This is a genomic window from Candidatus Thiodictyon syntrophicum (assembly GCF_002813775.1).
GTDB classification, from domain to species: domain Bacteria; phylum Pseudomonadota; class Gammaproteobacteria; order Chromatiales; family Chromatiaceae; genus Thiodictyon; species Thiodictyon syntrophicum.
The window spans coordinates 1,014,345-1,030,069 of the sequence record NZ_CP020370.1 but is presented as its reverse complement, the minus strand read 5'-3'; the positions used below and the strand labels follow the sequence as shown (position 1 = coordinate 1,030,069).

Annotated in this window: 19 protein-coding genes and 1 pseudogene; 8 read left to right on the top strand and 12 right to left on the bottom strand. The window is 61.8% G+C overall.

Annotated features, from left to right (window positions below; genetic code table 11):
• Positions 1–109: 109 nt before the first annotated feature.
• Positions 110–1,738 (top strand): formylglycine-generating enzyme family protein, encoded by a 1,629-nt coding sequence (locus tag THSYN_RS04540; RefSeq protein WP_100918087.1) that lies wholly within the window; start codon positions 110–112, stop codon positions 1,736–1,738.
• A gap of 299 nt (positions 1,739–2,037) precedes the next feature.
• On the opposite strand, the gene THSYN_RS04535 is transcribed toward THSYN_RS04540, so the two are convergent.
• A complete protein-coding gene (locus THSYN_RS04535; RefSeq protein WP_100922296.1) occupies positions 2,038–2,397 on the bottom strand; it encodes a helix-turn-helix domain-containing protein in 360 nt (119 codons plus the stop codon).
• A 5-nt stretch (positions 2,398–2,402) separates the two neighbouring features.
• Positions 2,403–2,690 (bottom strand): type II toxin-antitoxin system HigB family toxin, encoded by a 288-nt coding sequence (locus THSYN_RS04530; RefSeq protein ID WP_236848797.1) that lies wholly within the window; start codon positions 2,688–2,690, stop codon positions 2,403–2,405.
• Positions 2,691–2,759: 69 nt separating this feature from the next.
• Here THSYN_RS04530 and THSYN_RS34745 point away from each other — a divergent pair, with 69 nt between their 5' ends.
• The gene (locus THSYN_RS34745; RefSeq protein WP_100918085.1) at positions 2,760–3,065 is read left to right on the top strand and encodes a hypothetical protein; all 306 of its coding nucleotides are present in this window, start codon (positions 2,760–2,762) and stop codon (positions 3,063–3,065) included.
• Positions 3,041–3,274, top strand: coding sequence for a hypothetical protein (locus THSYN_RS36945; RefSeq protein ID WP_100918084.1), 234 nt, complete (start codon positions 3,041–3,043; stop codon positions 3,272–3,274). The genes THSYN_RS34745 and THSYN_RS36945 overlap by 25 nt, the downstream gene beginning before the upstream one ends.
• Before the next feature lie 54 nt (positions 3,275–3,328).
• Here THSYN_RS36945 and THSYN_RS04515 read toward each other — a convergent pair whose 3' ends face one another.
• From THSYN_RS04515 to THSYN_RS35665, 5 genes are all read right to left on the bottom strand, one after another.
• Positions 3,329–4,846: a restriction endonuclease subunit S gene (locus THSYN_RS04515; RefSeq protein ID WP_100918083.1), complete on the bottom strand. Its 1,518-nt coding sequence runs from the start codon at positions 4,844–4,846 to the stop codon at positions 3,329–3,331.
• 3 nt (positions 4,847–4,849) lie between these two features.
• The gene (locus THSYN_RS04510) at positions 4,850–5,968 is read right to left on the bottom strand and encodes a PDDEXK nuclease domain-containing protein (RefSeq protein ID WP_100918082.1); all 1,119 of its coding nucleotides are present in this window, start codon (positions 5,966–5,968) and stop codon (positions 4,850–4,852) included.
• Positions 5,965–7,422, bottom strand: a complete 1,458-nt coding sequence (locus THSYN_RS04505) for a type I restriction-modification system subunit M (protein WP_100918081.1) — start codon at positions 7,420–7,422, stop codon at positions 5,965–5,967. Before THSYN_RS04505 ends, THSYN_RS04510 begins: the two co-directional genes overlap by 4 nt.
• 4 nt (positions 7,423–7,426) lie before the next feature.
• The gene (gene hsdR, locus THSYN_RS04500; RefSeq protein WP_100918080.1) at positions 7,427–9,793 is read right to left on the bottom strand and encodes an EcoAI/FtnUII family type I restriction enzme subunit R; all 2,367 of its coding nucleotides are present in this window, start codon (positions 9,791–9,793) and stop codon (positions 7,427–7,429) included.
• Between the two features lie 228 nt (positions 9,794–10,021).
• Entirely contained in the window at positions 10,022–10,162 is a 141-nt protein-coding gene (locus THSYN_RS35665) for a hypothetical protein (protein ID WP_236849003.1), read from the bottom strand.
• On the opposite strand from THSYN_RS35665, the gene THSYN_RS04495 reads away from it, so the two are divergent.
• The 3 genes from THSYN_RS04495 (at position 10,140) to THSYN_RS35655 (ending at position 11,663) form a co-directional block, all read left to right on the top strand.
• Positions 10,140–10,685: a PEP-utilizing enzyme gene (locus THSYN_RS04495; RefSeq protein WP_236848796.1), complete on the top strand. Its 546-nt coding sequence runs from the start codon at positions 10,140–10,142 to the stop codon at positions 10,683–10,685. The genes THSYN_RS35665 and THSYN_RS04495 overlap by 23 nt on opposite strands.
• Positions 10,678–10,827, top strand: a complete 150-nt coding sequence (locus THSYN_RS35660; RefSeq protein ID WP_236848795.1) for a hypothetical protein — start codon at positions 10,678–10,680, stop codon at positions 10,825–10,827. Before THSYN_RS04495 ends, THSYN_RS35660 begins: the two co-directional genes overlap by 8 nt.
• A 68-nt stretch (positions 10,828–10,895) precedes the next feature.
• On the top strand, positions 10,896–11,663 hold the full coding sequence (locus THSYN_RS35655; RefSeq protein WP_236848794.1) for an RpnC/YadD family protein: 768 nt from the start codon (positions 10,896–10,898) through the stop codon (positions 11,661–11,663).
• A 73-nt stretch (positions 11,664–11,736) separates the two neighbouring features.
• On the opposite strand, the gene THSYN_RS35650 is transcribed toward THSYN_RS35655, so the two are convergent.
• Complete coding sequence (locus THSYN_RS35650; protein ID WP_236848793.1) at positions 11,737–12,093, bottom strand: hypothetical protein; 357 nt, start codon at positions 12,091–12,093, stop codon at positions 11,737–11,739.
• Positions 12,062–13,213 (bottom strand): transposase, encoded by a 1,152-nt coding sequence (locus THSYN_RS04485; protein WP_236848792.1) that lies wholly within the window; start codon positions 13,211–13,213, stop codon positions 12,062–12,064. Before THSYN_RS04485 ends, THSYN_RS35650 begins: the two co-directional genes overlap by 32 nt.
• 501 nt (positions 13,214–13,714) lie before the next feature.
• Between THSYN_RS04485 and THSYN_RS04480 the strand changes: the two are divergent.
• Positions 13,715–13,948: pseudogene (locus THSYN_RS04480) on the top strand (hypothetical protein); the annotation flags it as partial.
• Between the two features lie 97 nt (positions 13,949–14,045).
• Here THSYN_RS04480 and THSYN_RS04475 read toward each other — a convergent pair.
• A complete protein-coding gene (locus tag THSYN_RS04475) occupies positions 14,046–14,273 on the bottom strand; it encodes a helix-turn-helix domain-containing protein (protein ID WP_100918079.1) in 228 nt (75 codons plus the stop codon).
• A gap of 5 nt (positions 14,274–14,278) precedes the next feature.
• Positions 14,279–14,536, bottom strand: coding sequence for a hypothetical protein (locus THSYN_RS04470; RefSeq protein ID WP_157817452.1), 258 nt, complete (start codon positions 14,534–14,536; stop codon positions 14,279–14,281).
• A 359-nt stretch (positions 14,537–14,895) separates the two neighbouring features.
• Here THSYN_RS04470 and THSYN_RS04465 point away from each other — a divergent pair, with 359 nt between their 5' ends.
• Positions 14,896–15,132, top strand: coding sequence for a DUF2281 domain-containing protein (locus THSYN_RS04465; RefSeq protein ID WP_100918077.1), 237 nt, complete (start codon positions 14,896–14,898; stop codon positions 15,130–15,132).
• A gap of 36 nt (positions 15,133–15,168) precedes the next feature.
• On the opposite strand, the gene THSYN_RS37190 is transcribed toward THSYN_RS04465, so the two are convergent.
• Positions 15,169–15,723 carry an RES family NAD+ phosphorylase gene (locus THSYN_RS37190; protein ID WP_418219930.1) on the bottom strand — a complete coding sequence of 185 codons (555 nt, stop codon included), beginning with the start codon at positions 15,721–15,723 and terminating at the stop codon, positions 15,169–15,171.
• Positions 15,724–15,725: the final 2 nt, after the last annotated feature.

Below are 15,725 nucleotides of genomic sequence, written 5' to 3'. Positions count from 1 at the left end.
GCGAACGTCTGCGCACGGATTTTCGCGATTCCGTTGGCCGCGGCTATGAGCCTCCAATAGGTGTTAAGGCGTTTGCCGAGGCACTGACACTGGCGATGAGGGCACTGGTATGAGTCAGAATCATAACGGAAAGCAGCCGCGGGCTGGAGACGAGTGGTCCGATCCGGCGAGCGGCATGGTGTTCGTTTGGATACCAGCGGGTCGGTTCATCATGGGCAGCAACACCACCCATATTGCCGAATATCCGGCTCATGAAGTCGAGATCAGTCATGGCTTCTGGCTCGGCAAGTACCCGGTCACACAGGCCGAATGGCAGCGGCTTATGGGAGCGAACCCCTCGCATTTCAGCCAATTCGGCAGCGACTGGCCCGTCGAGCAGGTGTCCTGGATGGACGCGCAGGAATTCATCCGGAAGTTGAACGCGCGTTCCCGCGGTCTCTTCCGCCTGCCGACCGAGGCCGAATGGGAATATGCTTGCCGTGCCGGACATACCGGCGATTATGGCTTCGAGGGCGACAAGGAGAAACTGCCCGATTACGCATGGTTCAATAGATTCAACGACGAAGACAGCCAGTCTACCCTGGGAGTCGGCCGTAAATTACCCAACGACTGGGGCTTATACGACATGCTCGGGAATGTCCAGGAATGGGTCGGCGATTGGTACGACAATTATACTCAAGATCGCTGGATCGACCCTGCCGGGCCGGACTCAGATACCGGGGGGCGCATTACTCGGGGGGGCGGCTTTCGTTATGGTGATTCGACTATCCGATCAACGCTGCGTGATTTCGTTCCAGAGCACTTCAAGGGGCATGATATTGGCTTCAGAGTCCTCCGCCAGTCGGATAATGCACTAACTGCACTCACTCCAAGGCGCACCAGCGTCCCCGATCCGGCACTCGCGGAGATTGTTACAGGACCGCGCCCGGCGCCGGGGAGCAAGCCGGGTAAGGAATGGATTGAGCCGGTCACCGGCATGGCATTCCTCTGGGTGCCGCCTGGACGCTTTCTTATGGGTCTGGAACACTCGCAGGACAAGATTTACCGCGTGAATTTGACCCGGGGGTTTTGGTTGGGTAAGCATCCCGTGACGGAGCAACAGTGGCGTCGCCTGATGCCGGGGCGCCCAGGTAAGGGCGACCCTAAGACTAGGCATCGTGGGTACCCCAGTTCGTTTGACGATTACCCGATTAACTATCTGAGCTGGTGGGATGCGAAGCGCTATATCGATACCATGAACCGCCATTGCGGGGGTGGCTTTCGTTTCCCGACGGAAGCAGAGTGGGCGTTTGCTTGCCGTGCGAACCCGGTCAGCGAGGGGGCGTTCTCGCCCGAAGCGATCAAAGAGATGCGATCAAGAATGCTCTGGCAGGAACGTATTCGGTTTCTCGGTTGGGGTCAGACCAAGTACTTTGAGGAACTGAAGGCGCGCGCACGCTGGGGCTACGACGAGTTGGGGACTTGGCCGATCGGGCAGCGTAAGCCGAACGACTGGGGTTTTCATGATATGCTCGGCTTGGTCGAAGAATGGGTCCAGGATTGGTATAGTGAGGAACTGCCGGACAACGTGACCAATCCAAGGGGTCCGGAAGTCGCAGGTACATCTTGGCAAAAAGTCTTGCGCGGATCTTACAATAGAGAGCGAATGCCGACCCCGTCGGTACGCGGGAGTAAAGGCTGTTCGCCTTATGGCAGTGGGGGAGAAGGTGTTGGCTTCCGCGTAGCGAGAGAGTGTTAGACGCGACTCCCGTCGCCTTTGACCGAAAGTAATAACGCACTCCGGGATGCGGAAACCCGGGGCTGCCCAGGGGAACGCGCAGTGGTTCCGCCGCTGGATGATGAAGCGAGTGGATACTGTTAGGACTTGGCGTTCAGGGTCAAATCGGCGAACCGGGGACAGACCACGGAATCGCGGATTCCGGGCTTGCGCCGCAGGGGTACGGCTGACGGGGCTTGTCGCTACGTACGCGGAGCGCCAGAGGATGCGTTACACCGCAGAGCGGTGTAACGAGGGGACACTCCGCGTGCGAACCGGCATCAGGGACCAATCAGGCTTTCCGCCGGAATCCCTAGCCCCCGATGTAATCGCCGAATCATCGCCAGACTCAGCGAGCGTTTGCGCGCCAGCACTTCATAGACCCGATGGGGCGGGCCGATATAGGGTTTCATATCGGCCACCGTCAGGCCCTGCTGCTCCATCCGGAACTTGATAGCCTCAATCGGATCGGGTGGCGGCACGGGATGATGTTGCGCTTCGTATGCCTGTACCAAGGTGGTCAGCACGTCCAAGCGGTCCCCCTCCGGGGTGCCCAGCAGCGGATCGTCACCCATCAGCGACGCGATCTCGTCCAGCGCCGCTTCGTAATCAGGTTCGGTCCGGATCGGACGAATATCCATTGCGGTCACCTTCTTTCCACCGTTTCGGCATCGATGCGGTCATACTCCGCATGGGTGCCGACAAATTTGATGAACACCAGTCCTGTATGATAAGCCAGGGCCGCGACAAGGCGATAGTCGTTGCCCTTGATGTTGAAAACCACGCGGCGTCCCTTGAGGATGCTGGCATTGCCGAACTGCGCCTTGAGGTCTGCCGGTGTGGACCATTGGGCGCGGCTGACCTCATCATGCCAGGCGCGTAGTGGCTGTTCCGCATCTGGATGTCGTGCCCAGAACTCGCGCAAGGTTTTCAAAGCAACAATTCTCATGGACTGATCTTAGTCCCGTGGTGGGAATGACGCAACAAGGAGGCCCAGGAGCAGATGCTGTTCCCCCGCCTGGACCCCAAGGCCAAGGTGAAGGCCGTCGCCTCCGGTCTGCCGGCCTCCCCCGGCACCGCCTCCGGCATCGCGGTGTTCGACGCCGACCGGGCCGAGATGCTCGGCAAGGAGCAGGGGTTCAAGGACTTCAAGGCCCTGTTCGAGGTCATGTCGCCCTTCCCGGTCGTCATTCGGCTCCTCGACCCGCCGATCCACGAGTTCCTGCCCAACGAGGCCGTGATGGGGAGAATGGGCTGGTGCGCGAGATCGCCGAGCCGCAGTAGTTGGCCAAGAGCGCCCGCGGCCTGACCGCACTGGGTGCGGCCATGACCCTGATGCAGGCCCCGGAGAAGGTCCGCGCCGACGTCGACAGCCTGCGCCGCCAGCTCGACCCGATGCTGGTGGAAGAGGTCATCGTCAAGAAGGACAACCCCTTCGAGGGCCTGGACGAGAAGGGCCTGGGCAAGCTGATGGAACTGGCGGTCAAGTGGGGCCGGTCTGTGAAGGATGAAGGATGAAGGATGAAGGATGAAGGATGAAGGATGAGCGAGATCGTATTTCATACTTCAACCTTAATCCTTCATCCTTTCTTCTTGAGTGGTCAGTTCGGCGACGAGGGCATCAAGGAGGTTCGCGGCGGTGGCGCGGGAGGCGGCGAGTTGGGCTTCCAACTGGTCCACCAAGGCCATTAGTTGCTCCACCTTGGCTACGATCCGGCGTTGTTCGGAGAGTGGGGGGAGTGGAATTTCGCATTCTGAAATGTGTCCCTGATTTACTTTCCAAATACCTGAGGTCGTCGTTGCGAGACCCTCCAGTATCTCGCGGGTCACAGGGCTGTTCCATGCGATTAGGAAATAGTCGCTGTCAATCTTGTTCGGTGGAAGTGGCACACGAATGAAAAGATCGGGAAAGAGCACATTCGGTGGAGTTGACCGGGCCATGCCTGCAATACCAACACGATCTTTGCTGCCATTCCCGCGAATGATGAATATGTCGCCTGGCTTTACCAAATAGGGCTCTGCGCGTTCAGAGGTAAGAGCAATCGGCTTGCCGAAACTACAGTCAATCGTCGATCCTTTCATTGCAGACAGTGGAAGACACACAAAATCTGACGATCCCTCAACGGGAGACAAAGAGAGCCCATTCTTCAGATTCTTTCGCCCGACAAGCTCTTCCATAGGCACCGCTCGTATTTCCTCATCTTCTTGGTTTCGTGCGACGAGTTTCCCCTGAACCGCGAGGGTGAGAATGGATTTGCGAAGGTCTGCGGGTGCGATGGTAAAGGAGTCATGGAACAGGCCGTTGAGGTTCGCCTGAGTCGGCGCGTCGGCAAAGCGGGCCAGCGACGCGCGGGCGAGCGCGGCGTGCCGCGTCTCCCGTTCCTGCTGCTGCGCCTCCAACCGATCACATAACGCCATCAACTCATCCACCTTCGCCACGATCCGCTTCTGCTCGGCGATGGGTGGTAGTGGGATCGTTTGTTCTTTCAAGGTACTGGTATTGACCGCCGCCTGATTGATCCAGCGGGTACAGAGACGTGCGAAGTAACCGCTGTTGCGAAGTAGCGTAAGGTAGAAGACAACGAAGCCGGGAAATATGCCGTCCTTCAGACGCATCCGGGTGATGTGATTGCTGAAGCCGTAGTCGTAGTCGCGGTCCACGAGGCTGGTCTTTCCGACAAGCTCCTGACTGTTGGTGTTGTTGAATAGAATGTCGCCCGCGCGCATCGAGGCTTTCTGCGGATCTACCATTTTCGGATCGATTCGCACCAAGAGGTTGAAGTTCAGCGTTCCGAGAGTGGAGATATTGTGAGTCCGAAGATGAACGTGACCGTTCGGCTTTTGATGACTTCTTGAGCACGCGAAACCCGACGAGATTGACTCACAAATCGATTCAATGGTGCGTCTCTCCCAGCCATTAGGCGCACCGTCGTCAGTTGGGCGCTTGCCGATAAGTCCACCAGAAAACGTAAGGCGAAGCACCAGTTCACGCATCCTCTTTACACCGTTGGGCGCGTCGGCAAACTGGTCGAAATGCTCGAAGAAAGTATGAAGGATGAGGGATGATGGGGCAGTTGGATCGGCTTTCATACTTCAACCTTCATCCTTCATACTTTGCAAGAGTTCCGCCTCGATGTCCTCAATGCTCGGCAACGTGCTAGCCAATGCCGCCGGCAGTGCCCGCGTCAGTTCGTAGTCAGCAACACCAATAGGCTTATTGATGTCGCGCAGCGCATACTCGGCAAGGATGCGGTCCTTGGTCTGGCAGAGGATGAGACCGATGGTAGGGGCATCGTGTTGGTGACGGAGTTGGTCATCGACGACTGAACAGTAGAAGTTCATCTTCCCGGCATACTCGGGCTTGAAGTCGCCTTTCTTGAGATCGACTACGATGAAGCAGCGCAGGTGCAGGTGGTAGAACAGCAGATCGAGGTAAAACTCGCGATCACTGACTTCCAATCGATATTGGCGACCCACGAAGGCAAACCCGCGCCCGAGTTCGATCAGAAATTTCTGGATATGAGCGAGCAACCCGGTTTCGAGTTCGCGCTCGTGGAAGGGCTCTTCCAGGGTCAGAAAATCGAAGAGGTATGGGTCCTTCAGTAGGCCCTGGGCGAGACTGGCGTGCGGCTCCGGCAATGTGCTGGCGAAGTTGGTCACGGCGACGCCTTGGCGCTCGTGCGTCCGGTGTTTGATCTGCACCGTGAGCGTGTCTCGGCTCCAGCCCTGCTCCAGGGTCTGCCGGGCATACCAGAGGCGCGTGGATAGGTCTTTGATCTGAAGGAGCACGATGTTGTGTGCCCAACTCAATTGGGCCAAGTCTTGTGGCCCGAGGTTGTCCTTCGCAGCCATATCGGGCGTCAGCGTCGCAACAGGCGTCTTCGCAAGTGGAAGCAATTGGGCCACCACCCGTGGCCCAATCTGAAACAGGTTTGGATAGGCCGACCAGAACTGAACCATCCGCTTGATGTTCCGTTCGGAAAATCCCTTCTGCTCAGGTAGCTCGTTCTTGAGATCGAGAGCGAGTCGCGGGATGACACCCGCGCCCCAGCCCTCCTGCTGCTGCCGGGCGGCGATCATGCGGCCGATGTCCCAATATAGCAGGATCATCTCGGCGTTGGCGCAGAGGGCGGCGCGATGCTGGGCCTGGCGGAGGCGGGTCTTGATGTCGCCGAGCAGGTCGCGGTAGATAGCGAGTTCCTGTGTCTTCATCGCGTCAGGGCCTCCATGAGTTGCGCCTTCAACTCTGCGCGCGTCTCGGCGATCTGAGCCAGCAGCCGTTCGTACTCCGGCAGCAGGTAGTCCAGGTCCCCTGGTCCGGTGTCCGGGTTGTGCGGGTTCTTGAGATCGAGGTTGAAGTTGCCGGCCTTGATCTGGTCGAGTGAGACGCGCCAGGCCCGCTCGTTTTCCACCCGGGCAGCGAAGCCGTCCGCGGCCGTTCCCCACCAGGCGCGCTCGCCCTCAAACTCCTCGATCCGGATGGGCTTGCCCTTGTTGTAGCTCTTGGCGCCGGGCGGATAGGGGTGCTCGTAATACCAGACGTGGGTGGTGGGCGCGCCCTTGGTGAAGAAGAGCAGGTTGGTGCGGATGCCGGTGTAGGGATTGAATACGCCGTTGGGCAGGCGCACGATGGTGTGCAGGTTGCAGTCGGTGAGCAGGGCCTCCTTGATGCGGGTCTTGACACCCTCGCCGAAGAGCGTGCCGTCGGGCAGTACCAGACCGGCGCGTCCGCCGGGCTTGAGGATCTTCATCAGCAACACGAGGAATAAATCGGCGGTCTCGCGGGTGCGGAATTCGGCCGGGAAATTCGCCTCGATGCCGTCCTCCTCCATGCCGCCGAAGGGCGGGTTGGTGACGATGACGTCCATCCGCTCCTTCGGACCCCAGTCGCGCAGGGGACGGGCGAGTGTGTTGTCGTGGCGGACGTTGGAAGGCACGTCGATGCCGTGCAGGAGCAGATTGGTCATGCACAGCACATGGGGCAGGTGCTTCTTCTCGATCCCGGCGAAGCAGTCCTGGATCGTCCGCTCGTCGGCCTCGGTCCTGGCCTGCTTGCGCAGGTGCTCGATGGTGCAGGTGAGGAAGCCGCCGGTGCCGCAGGCGGGATCGAGGATGGTCTCGCCGAGGCGGGGGTCGACCTGCTCGACGATGAATTGGGTGACGGCGCGCGGGGTGTAGAACTCCCCGGCATTGCCCGCGGATTGCAGGTCCTTCAGCAGCTTCTCGTAGATGTCGCCGAACAGGTGGCGGTCATCGGAGGCGTTGAAATCGATCCCATTGATCTTGTTGATCACCTGCCGCATCAGGGTGCCGTTCTTCATATAGTTGTTGGCATCCTCGAAGCTCATGCGGATGAGCCCGCTGATCCGGTCGCCACCGCCGGTCAGGGTCTTGAGCCGCGGCAGGAGACTGTCATCGACGAAGTCGAGCAGGGCGTCGCCGGTGATGCCCTCGTCGTTCGCGGCCCAATTGGACCAGCGCAGGTTGGCCGGGAGCGGGGAGCGGTAGTCGTCGCGCAGCAGTTCCAGTTCCTTCTCGCGGTCGTCGAAGATCTTGAGCAGGAACATCCAGCCGAGTTGTTCGAGCCGCTGGGCATCGCCGTAGGTGCCGGCGTCCTTGCGCATGATGTCCTGGATGGTCTTGACGAGGTTGGAAACATTCGGCATTGGCTTAAGCGGCCTTCTGGTACAGGGCGGTTTCGAGTTGGCGCACGGCGGCGAGATAGGCGCTCTTGCCGCCAAAGAGCTTGACGATCTCCACCGGGGTACCCAGGGTAGGTAGCGGGTCCACCTTCAGGATGTCGAGGGACTTGACGCTGCGGATGCCGGCGTCGGCGTATTTCTGGAGCAGCGCATCAAGGACGGCGCGGGCCTTGTCGCCATAGGTGCCGAAGCAATTGCGCTTACGCACCCTCGCGGCGCGCTCCTGCCGCGTCAGGGGTGGTTGGTCGAAGGCGACGTGGCAAACCAGATCAAAGGCGTCGTAATCGCGGCCCACCTGGTCGGCCAACTCATCGAGAAATACACCCTTGGCGGCAAGTTCCTCCAGGATGGCCTGTTTTCTGTCGGCATCGTTCCAGGCGGTCAGGAAGGCATCCAGGGAGGCGTAAGCCTTCCGTAGGGTCTTGCGCGAATAATCCCTGAGTGACTCGGTGATGAGTCTGCCGTCGGCATCGAGATACTGGACGCGCTCGGTGACGACGCGGACCTCGACGTCATCGACATAGTAGCGTCTGACGCCAGGGCCACGAGGGTCGTTCTGGCCATCGAAGGGATCAGCGTCGCCCTCGCCGCCGGCCTCACCGTCCCCTGCCGGGGGCTCATCCTCGGGCGGGATGGGCGGCTGATCGGGACCCGGCTCGTAGATCTGCACGGGATCGCCGTCGAACTCCGGATCGGCGAAGAGCGCCGTGGCCCGCCTGAAGTCCATGATGGTGAAGTACAGCTTGTTGTAGTCCTCGTTGATGCGGGTGCCGCGGCCGATGATCTGCTTGAACTCGGTCATAGAGTTGATACGCTTGTCGAGCACGATCAACTGGCAGGTTTGGGCATCCACACCGGTCGACATGAGCTGGGAGGTTACAGCGATGACCGGAAAGGTGGATTCCGGGTCGATGAAGTTGTCGAGTTGGGCCTTGCCCTCGTCGTTGTCGCCGGTAATGCGCATGACGTATTTGCTGTTGGCGGCGGCCAAATCCGGATTGGCATTGACCAGGGCCTGGCGCATACGCTCGGCATGGTCGATGTTCTGGCAGAAGACGATCGTCTTGGCGAAGCGATCCGTGGCCTTGAGGAACTCGGTGATCTTGGCAGCCACCCGGATGGTGCGCTGTTCGAGTATGAGGTTGCGGTCGTAGTCGCTGTCATTGTATTCGCGGTCTTGAATGGCATGACCAAACTTGTCGGCCTGCCCCAGTTCCGGCCGCCAGCCGTCCAGGTCCCGGTCAAGCCCAATCCGTACCACCTTGTAAGGCGCGAGGAAGCCGTCCGCGATGCCCTGCCGCAAGGAGTAGGTGTAGAGGGGGTCGCCGAAGTAGTCGATGTTGGATACGTCCCTGGTCTCCTTGGGGGTGGCGGTCATCCCGATCTGGGTCGCCTTGGAAAAATACTCGAGCACCTTGCGCCAGGCGGCATCATCCGCGGCGTTACCCCGGTGGCACTCGTCGATAAAGACCAGATCAAAGAAATCCGGCGAGAACTGCTTATAGATGTTCTGCTCCTCGTCGGTACCGGTCACCGCTTGATAGAGGCAGAGATAGATCTCGAACGACTTGTCCACCGTCCGATTGGTGATCTTGGTCATGGCCTGACCGAATGGCTTGAAGTCGTTGGTCTTGGTCTGGTCGGCCAGGATGTTGCGATCGACCAGGAACAGGATACGTTTCTTGGTGCCCGATCGCCACAGGCGCCAGATGATCTGGAAGGCGGTGTAGGTCTTGCCAGTACCCGTGGCCATGACCAGCAGGATGCGGTTTTCGCCGCGGGCAACGGCCTCTACCGTGCGATTGATGGCGATGAGTTGGTAATAACGGGGCGTCTTACCTGAGCCGTCATCAAAATAGTCCTGGGTAGCGACGGCGGCCTGTGATCCGGTCAAGCCCTTGGCCTTGCAGTAGCGCGCCCAGAGTTCTTCCGGAGAGGGAAACTGATCGAGCGGTATCTCGCGGGTCACGGCCCCGGCGGTCACCGTGCGGTCGTGTTCCAGGAAGGCGTCGCCGTTGGAACTGTAGACGAACGGGATATCAAGCATTTCGGCGCAATCCAGCGCTTGCTGCATGCCGTCGCCGACGGCGTGGTTGTTGTCCTTTACCTCGATGAGGGCCAGCGGGATCTGTGGCTTGTAAACGAGGATATAGTCGGCCCTTCTCGCCACGCCACGCTTCACCGACTTTCCGCGAACGATGACCCGACCCTTGGTGAAGTAGACCTCCTCGCGCACCTGCGTCATGAGGTCCCATTTTTCGCCGTTCGCGCCAACCAGGGCGGGCGTGATGAATTTGGTGCGAATGTCTGCTTCGGTCAGTGCCTTCTTGTTCACAGTCAATCCTATGTCGATCTGCGTTATGAAAGAGAAAATGAAAGAATCGATGTCGGTGGGGCGCGATGCGGCGTGAAGGCGGTCCTAAAATGGGGGCGGAAACGGTCCGCGACTGGGGTTTCGGCTGTCACGGTCCGCCGCGACCCCCACACATGGTACGACAATCGGTCGCTCGGAACGCGAGCCGGTCGCGGTGCTTGTTCCCGCGCCTCAACCCAAAGGCCAAGGTCACCCCGTCGCCTCCGGCCCGCCGGCCTCCCCGGTGCCGCCGCCGACATCGCGGTGTTCGACGCCGACTGCGCCGCGATGCTCGGCAAGGAGCGGGGGCTCAAGACCGTCCTGGTCCTTGGACGCCAACCCGGAAGACATCCACGGCGTCGTCGCCTCCGAGGGCATCCTGACTTCGCACGGCGGGAAGACCTCCGACGCGGCGGTCGTTGCTCGCGGCATGGGCAAGTGCCGCGTCGCCGGTGCCGAGGGCGGCCACGTCGATGTGGAACGGTGCATCGCCGTCCCGGGCAGAAGATCGGGGCGAGTCGCTCCCCACGTCTCTGGAGACCATCAGGTTCTTGCCGCTGAGGTGCAAGGATGCCAGCCACCGCCATGGCGAGGACAGGCTCGTCGATCGCTGCGCGGGGCTGGCCGGCGGTCAGGCGATGCGGCTAGACTGGCGCCAGCTTGCCGATCGGCGTCCGCGGCACACGAGGCCGCGCCCTGCGACGCGGGACCCAGCGCGGCGAAGGTCCAGCCCGGTGATCGCTACCGCGGGTTCCATCTCGGGAGCCGCTCGCCGAGCGTGGGCGGTGACAGCGACCGGTCCGACGCGCGGACTCCGGGTCGGTTCCGGCAACCCTGTGCAAACCCTTGTCGAGACCCGGCAACCCATGACTGACGACCGCGACCCGAATCCAAGCGAGCCCCGCGCCGCTGACTTCGACTCTCCTTGGAAGGAGGCGATCGACGCCTATTTCCAGCCGTTCATGGCGCTGTTCTTCCCGGCCGTGCACGACCGGATCGACTGGACCCGACCCTAGAATTCCTGGATGCCGAACTGCAACGGATCACGGGTGACTCCGAGATAGGCCGCCGCTATGCCGATCGCTTGGTCAAGGTCTACAGCCGCGAGGGGGCCGAACTGTGGCTGCTGCTTCACATTGAGGTGCAGGCCCAGGCCGACGCCCGGTTTCCCGAGCGCATGTTCCAATACTATTACCGGATCTATGATCGCTTCGGGTCGATGGAGATCGTCAGTCTCGCGCTGTTGACCAACGACTGCGCGGGGCCCGACTCCGGTGTCTACCGCCGCGAACACGACGGCTTCGGTGTACGCTTCTGCTTTCGCGTCCAGGCGCTGCCGGACTGGAACGAGGACGAACTCACCCGGCGCGCGGAGATCAACCCATTCGCCGTCGTTGCCCTGGCCCAACTGGCAGCCCATCGACGTGTCGGAGACCCTGAGCGCAAGGTGCGCAAGGGCGAAATCATCGCCCTGCTGTACCGCTACCGCTATGCCCGCGACGACGTGCTGATGCTCTTGCGCTTCATCGACTGGCTGATCCGCCTACCCCGCGCCCTGGAGCGCACACTTCGTCAAGAGTTGGCTGATTTAGAGGAGCAGACGAAAATGTCCTATGTCACGAGTTGGGAGCAGTTCGCCCGCGAGGAAGGCGAGCAGCGCGGGGAGGCTAAGGCCCTGCTGCGGTTGCTTCAAGTCAAGTTCGGACCAATGAGAGACATTTGCGCTGTGGCGTTTCTCGCGGGCGCCACCGGGGCGCGATCGGCTTCAGGCGGGCCTGAGGCGCAGGATTTCCGCGCGGGTGCGCGCAAAATCGGGTCGCCGCAGCACTCGAATGAGAAGAGTTCTCAATAAACACGCCCCGCGGACAGCCGCGCCCGCAGGCGACGCGCCAGCGGCCTGACCGGAAACGACGATGAGGGGCGGGTTAGCCGGTGGCCGGGATGGGCTGGACCAGCGAGCGCATCTGCCCGATGCGGCCTTCTTTGACGTGTCCCAGGGCCATGGCCATCATGACCGCCAGGGCCAAGCCGACCCGGGTTTTCATCTTCGCCAGGCCGCGGATGAAATGCCGCTCGAAGCCGAAGCTGTTGTCGATGCGGTTATTGATCCGCTCCAGGGCGCTGCGCCGGTTGTAACCGCGGTGCCAACTGGGGCTGCCATGCGGGGTCGGCACGAAGATGCGCCGATCATGGTCGTCGAGGCTGATCCGTACGATGCGCCCATAGTCCCCGGGCGTGACCCCGCCGGCCTCAGCGTTCCCGACCCTGGCACTCCAGTCCATAGGCGGCGGCCGGGCAGCGGTATTTGAGTGCATTGCGATCGGCCTCGAAGCCCTGGAAGGCTAAATCGCGCTGTTCTCCGGTCTGCGGGCAAATGCAGTGGACGCTGCCTTTTTCGGTATGGACAATGGTGTCGACCCGCGCCGGAAACAGCGGACGGGTGATGGGTTTGCCGGGATCGTAGTCGGGGTGTTGCTTCTCCTCGCGCCACAGTTCGCGGGTGTCGATCAGGGGGCGGATGGCGTAGGTGTCCCACAGCAGGGTCTTGGTCTCAGCACTGTCGAGGCCGCGATCGGCACTGAAGTCACGGCAGCGCTCAGCCAAGTCGGGCGTTTCGGCGAAGGTCTCCTTGAGCATGACGCGCAGTTGGATCTGCTCGGAATGGGAGGCGGGGGTCAGGTGCATCGCCACCGGGATTTCATACTGGGTGTCGGCGATCAGGTGCACGCCATAGCCAAACCAACTCTTGATCTTGTTCCAGGACTTACCGGTGCGCGCGTCGACCCCGCTGGTCTCGTGCTTGCCCCAGTCGGCATCGGGATCGGAGGTCGCCCCGGTCGTGCGACTGATCCGCCCGGTACTGTGGCTGTCGATCGCCTTGCCGTCGTAGCCCAGGTGGCACCCGAATTCCGGTAAGACCTCCATCAGTTGCTCACGCAGTGTCGTGATCATCTCCGTCACCATCCCCAGCGTCTCCTCCAGTTCGATGACGTTAGCGAGAAAACGCGAGAAATTCCAACTGCTGGGCACCGCGGCGTGGGCGGCTGGCGGCGCCGCATAGACGATGGTCAGCCGCCCCGTGGCGGCGTCCGGCAGCAACTGCGCCAGGGGTTTTTTCTGGAACGGCAACACCGCGAAGCCGCAGGCTTGGCGCAACGCCGGATTGCGCCCGAGTTCGCGCAGGAGGGCCTCGCTCGAGGGGTGCTGGAACACTACCCCGGCCAGGAGCGCGTTCCACATCGCCGGCACCGGATAGTCATCGCGTCCCTGCCCGCGCATGACCTCCAGGTATTGCACCAACCGCGCGTCTGGGAGATGATCGCGCACCAGGTAGAAGCGATCCAGATCGCTGCGCGCTTCAACATCGCACCAGTCAAATAAGCTCAGTTCAATGGCCGCCATGGGGTCTCCTGCAAAGGATCGTCGTGATAACGATATGATCCCTTGGCGGCCACCCTTTTGCACGTCCCCGCATGGCCTTGATCGCTATTTCGGCGACCTCGCGGGTGACATTCGTCGCGGTCGGGGGGCGCTGCGACCCCGGTCGGAGCGGCCCCCGACCGCGACGGGCCGCAGCCAGGACGGTGGCTGGACGTTTGATCACGCGGGGCCCCGCGCGCGTTGGGGTGACTTTTCGCCCAGCGCCCGACGCCGCGCACGCAACTCACTGATCGTTCGTTCCACACTGGCTCCAGGTTGGGGTAAACGAAAGTTTCCCCGCAGCGCGCGGCTTTTTCTGTCAATGGGTTACGGACATCGCTAACGGCTCAATGACTCCAGACATCGAGTCGCGCGTTCAGACCGCCGAACCGGCGCAACTGGAGGTCTGGCTGACGCGCATCCTGACCGCTGCGACCCCGGAGGAGCTTTTCCGATAGCGCGGACAGGCTTGAGCGGCGGCAGTTCGGCAACCGCGGTGACGACTCCGGCACCGGCGCAGGCTTCACCCGCGAACCCGGCACCGGCGAGAACGTCCTGTACGGCAAGATGAACGCCGTGGCCCAGGTGCGCACTTCGGTCGAGATGGAGAAGCAAGGGATCATCACCAAGGCCCAGGCCACCCCCGTCGCCTCCGGCCTGCCGGCCTCCCCCGGCGCCGCCTCCGGCATCGCGGTATTCGACGCCGACCGTGCCGACACCCAGGAAGAGCGTCAGGAAGCGCTCGACCGTCTGCTGCCCCTGCAGCAGAAGGACTTCAAGGCCCTGTTCGAGGTCATGTCGCCCTTCCCGGTGGTCATCCGTGCCCTGCTGGTGTCTGAAAGACGTTGAACTTGATGGCCGCGACCGGATCGGGTGGCGGCACGGAATGATACTGTGCCTCATACGCCTGTACCAAGGTGATCAGTACGTCCAAATGGTCGCCCTCAGGAGTGCCAAGCAGCGGATCGTCACCCATCAGCGTGGCGATCTCGTCGAGTGCCGCTTCGTAATCCGGCTCGGTCCAGATCGGACGAATATCCATTGCCCTCACCTTGTTTCCACTTGTTGTCGCAAGGCGCCAATATCGGTCAAGCTCAACCCGGTAGCCGCTGCAATGGCAGCGTCGCCAAGATCGCTGGATCGAATCAGGTTGGTTGCAGTCTGGCGCAATGCCTCAGCCCGGCCTTCCTCCCGCGCATCCTTGAGCAGGCTGCGCTCGTCGCGCAGTGCCCGCTCGCGTACGAAGGCGAGCCGACGCGTCTCGGCGTCAGCACTCAAGTGTCTGAGACGGAAATACGCGAGCACCCGCGTGTACCACTCAGGTCGCTGGGCGGCGGCGGCGCTGGGCTGAACCGAGCATAGCCGCTGCGTCCGGGCGCGCAAGACCCGGGTTCAGCCACGCGGCCGGGGCGTGTGGTCGAGCCCGTCGATCGCTGCGCGGGGCTGGCCGGCGGTCAGGCGATGCGGCTAGACTGGCGCCAGCCTGCCGATCGGCGTCTGCGGCACACGAGGCCGCGCCCTGCAACTCGGCGCGTGCCACGGCCAAGGTCAAGCAATGGGGCGGTCGCTGTCGCGCAGCGACCGCCTGGACCTGGAGCCGCTCGCCGCGCTCGCGTGTACCGCCAACCGCACCCCTGCGAACCAAGCCAAGTCGGAGCCAACCCATGAATCTGGCGGAAACCATTTACACCCATATCAACGCCCTGCCGCCCGACCTGCAGCGGGAGACTTTCGATTTCATCGGTTTTCTGGAGGCGCGTTACGGCCTGGCACCGGCCGCCCCGCGTTTGACCACCCAGGGCTTCATCGAACGCTTTGCCGGCAGCCTCGGCGAGGATTTCCCCGATGACGTCGATGCGGCCGACCTGGGCCGGGATGCGCCCCGTGAGTCGCTGGAGTGAGCGGCTATCTGCTGGTTACCAACGCCTGGATCGCGTTCATGAAAGGGCATCCAAGCGTGGTCGGCGTAGTGCATCGGATCGGGCTCTTGCCCCAACCCGCGGGATCGTGCTAGACCCAGGAATCCTGGTTCTTAGGCAAGGATGCGCCCGGATCGAATACCGTGAGCGAATCCCCGGTACCGAAAATCTCGGGATACAGCACCAGATTGGTCCCCGCCGCGGAAAGTCGGGATTGAAAGAGAATGCCCTTGACACCGGCGTCGATTGTTTCGTCACCGACGATCCAACTGGGTGGCTCGATGCGCTGATTGAACCAGATCTCGCGCCAATCGCAATAGAAATCTTCCCAGAGGGGGCCCCAGCGGACGTATCGAATGGCGACCGGAAATCCGCGATCGGTCCCGCGGTCAGTTGGTAGCTGACCAGCGTGCCGGGCGGCATCAGGCTGGAGACCTGTTGGTATTCCTTGACTGCCGTCTCGACGTCCAGCGCCAGATAAAGCGCCGCTACGCCCGGTCTGTTGACACGTCCGCCGTGTTGGGCTGCGCCCGCCCCGCTGGTTGGCGCGACTGCCCACTTGGGTGTGTGCATCC

Coding starts and splice junctions, on each gene's coding strand:
- THSYN_RS04540 (WP_100918087.1), top strand. CDS start 110: ATGAGTCAGAATCATAACGGAAAGCAGCCGCGGGCTGGAGACGAGTGG.
- THSYN_RS04535 (WP_100922296.1), bottom strand. CDS start 2,397: ATGGATATTCGTCCGATCCGGACCGAACCTGATTACGAAGCGGCGCTG.
- THSYN_RS34745 (WP_100918085.1), top strand. CDS start 2,760: ATGCTGTTCCCCCGCCTGGACCCCAAGGCCAAGGTGAAGGCCGTCGCC.
- THSYN_RS04515 (WP_100918083.1), bottom strand. CDS start 4,846: ATGAAAGCCGATCCAACTGCCCCATCATCCCTCATCCTTCATACTTTC.
- THSYN_RS04510 (WP_100918082.1), bottom strand. CDS start 5,968: ATGAAGACACAGGAACTCGCTATCTACCGCGACCTGCTCGGCGACATC.
- THSYN_RS04505 (WP_100918081.1), bottom strand. CDS start 7,422: ATGCCGAATGTTTCCAACCTCGTCAAGACCATCCAGGACATCATGCGC.
- THSYN_RS35665 (WP_236849003.1), bottom strand. CDS start 10,162: ATGTCTTCCGGGTTGGCGTCCAAGGACCAGGACGGTCTTGAGCCCCCG.
- THSYN_RS35660 (WP_236848795.1), top strand. CDS start 10,678: ATGACTGACGACCGCGACCCGAATCCAAGCGAGCCCCGCGCCGCTGAC.
- THSYN_RS35650 (WP_236848793.1), bottom strand. CDS start 12,093: ATGGACTGGAGTGCCAGGGTCGGGAACGCTGAGGCCGGCGGGGTCACG.
- THSYN_RS04485 (WP_236848792.1), bottom strand. CDS start 13,213: ATGGCGGCCATTGAACTGAGCTTATTTGACTGGTGCGATGTTGAAGCG.
- THSYN_RS04475 (WP_100918079.1), bottom strand. CDS start 14,273: ATGGATATTCGTCCGATCTGGACCGAGCCGGATTACGAAGCGGCACTC.
- THSYN_RS04465 (WP_100918077.1), top strand. CDS start 14,896: ATGAATCTGGCGGAAACCATTTACACCCATATCAACGCCCTGCCGCCC.
- THSYN_RS37190 (WP_418219930.1), bottom strand. CDS start 15,723: ATGCACACACCCAAGTGGGCAGTCGCGCCAACCAGCGGGGCGGGCGCA.